Annotated in this window: 3 protein-coding genes; all 3 read left to right on the forward strand. The window is 68.8% G+C overall.

What is annotated here, in order from left to right; translation table 11 throughout:
* A partial coding sequence (locus ACFDSW_RS08995; protein WP_375249951.1) for a glycosyltransferase occupies positions 1–996 on the forward strand: 996 nt, incomplete at its 5' end.
* Positions 993–1937, forward strand: a complete 945-nt coding sequence (locus ACFDSW_RS09000) for a galactosyltransferase-related protein (protein WP_375249952.1) — start codon at positions 993–995, stop codon at positions 1935–1937. The genes ACFDSW_RS08995 and ACFDSW_RS09000, both read left to right, overlap by 4 nt.
* The coding region (locus tag ACFDSW_RS09005; RefSeq protein ID WP_375249953.1) for a glycosyltransferase at positions 1934–2368 on the forward strand (435 nt) is incomplete at its 3' end. The genes ACFDSW_RS09000 and ACFDSW_RS09005, both read left to right, overlap by 4 nt.

Genomic DNA, 2368 nt, shown 5'->3' on the forward strand with positions numbered 1-2368 from the left:
GATCTGGTACGCCTGCCCTCGCTGTTCGAGCCGCGCGGCGACGAGGCGGGATCGCTGGCCTGGGTCGCCACCCCGGACACGCTGCATTGCGCCCCGCTCGGCTGGCCCGGCATCCGGCGGGCAATGGCGACGCTGGCGTCGTGGTTCGACAAGGCGGACCCCGCGCTGATGATCTGCGACGTGTCGGCGGAAATCGCGCAGCTGGCGCGGATCTGCTCCGTCCCGCACGTCAAGGTCCTGCAACATGGCGACCGCGGCGATCCCGGCCATCGTGCCGCTTATGATGGGGCGGCGGGATTGCTGGCGCCGTTCCACGCCACGCTGGCGCAACCGGACTGGCCCGTGTCGATACGCGCGAAGACCTGTTTCGCGGGCGGGCTGGGCGTGGATGTGCGCGTGCCGGAGCGCGAGGTGGCGCGCCAGCGCATCGGTGTCGGCGTCGATCAGGAGATGATCCTCGTCCTGTCGGGTGGCGGGGGCGACGGCTTCGCGCAGGCCCCGCTGGGCGTGGGCGCACGCACGCTGCCGCACGCGCGCTGGATCAGCATCGGCAAGATCCAGCGCGACTGGCACGCGACCGAGCCGGCCAATATCGAACATCGCGGCTGGGTCGACGATGCGGCCGACCATATCGCCGCCGCCGACCTGGTGATCGCCTCGACCGGCAATACCACCTGCCAGCAGATCCTGGCGGCGGGGCGCCCGTGGCTGGCGGTGCCCGAATGGCGCTATTTCGATGAGCAGCACCGCAAGGCCGATGCACTGATGGCCGCTGGCGTGGCGACGGTGCGCCCGCATCTTCCTTCCTCGGCGCAGGGGTGGAGCGCCGCGCTGGCCGAAACCCGCGCCGCGCACCGCGCCGACCGGCAACGCGCGATGATCGACGATTCCCCCGCCGACCGGGTGGCGCTGTGGCTGGAGGCGCTTGCCGACCGGCTCTGGACGCCGGCGGTCCCCACCCCTTCCCTCACCTCCGTGGAGCGCCGTGCGCTATGATATCTCTCTCCGTCGTCACCTTGGCGAAGGGCCGCCCCGATCATCTCGTCAACGTCGTGCGCGGTCTGTCGATGCAGACGGTGATGCCGAGCGAGTTGATCGTCGCGGTGATGCAGGAGGAGGAATATCGCCTGCCCGACGCTCCGTTTCCGATCCGGCAGATGCGGATCACCGGCGAGAGCCTGCCGCTCGCTGCCGCGCGCAACGCCGCCGCGCGCGCGGCGGTCGGCGAATGGCTGGTGTTCCTGGATATGGACTGCATCCCGACACCGACGCTGATCGCGGACTATGCCGGCTTCCTGAAGGCACATGATGCGCTGTTGATGGGCGAGGTGATGTACCTGCCGGGTGGCGCGACCGCTGGCGACTGGTCGTGCGATGCCTTTGCCGCGATCGCGGAGAAGCATTCCGACCGGCGCGGCCCGCCGGCCAGCGGCGTCGAACGCTGCCAGGATTATCGCTGCTTCTGGTCGCTCAACTTCGCGATGCGGCGCGATACCTTCCTGTCGGTCGGCGGGTTCGACGAACGCTATGTCGGTTACGGCGGTGAGGATACCGACTTTGGCAAGGTCGTCGACCGTGCGGGCGTGGCGATTGCATGGATCAAGGGCGGCCTCGCCTATCACCAGCATCATCCACATCATATGCCGCCGGTGCATCATCTCGACAGCGTCGTACGCAATGCGGAGCTGTTCGAGGCGAAATGGGGCTATCGCACCATGGGGCACTGGCTGCACGCCTTTCGCCTGATGGGATTGGTGGACGACACCCCCGGTCAACCGATCCGCATCCTGCGTCGCCCCGAGGCAGGCGATCTGGCGCTGACCGGGCAGCAGAGCCACCAACCCTATGCCAATTCCGCCCGGGTGCTGCGTCTGCTGGAGGCGGAGGCCGCGCGCACCGCCGCGCCCGATCGGGCATCGGTCGCCGTTGCGGCATGAGGATCGCGATCCTTGCGCGTGTCCGCCAGCGGATCGCGCAGCCCTTCGCGGGGGGAATGGAGGCGCATGCATGGGATCTGGCGGCAGGGTTGCAACAGCGGGGACATGATGTGGTCCTGTTCGCCTCCGGCGACAGCGACGCGCGTTTCACGATCGATGCGGTGCTGGACGAACATTATGAGCGCATCTTTCCCTGGGCGGAGCATCGCGGCTCGGCGCCGCTGATCGCGCATCTCGACGCGGGGTATGACGCCGCTTGCGACCGGATCGCGGCCGGTGGCTTCGACGTCGTTCACAACAACAGCCTGCACCGCTTTCCGCTGGAGCGGCGCCGGACCGAGGCGACGCCGACCGTCACCTCGCTGCACGTGCCACCCTATGACGCCTTGCACTGGTTCGTCGCGACGAGCGCGGCACCGCAACATCGCCTG

The organism is Sphingomonas sp. (genome assembly GCF_042091075.1).
Classification (GTDB): domain Bacteria; phylum Pseudomonadota; class Alphaproteobacteria; order Sphingomonadales; family Sphingomonadaceae; genus Sphingomonas.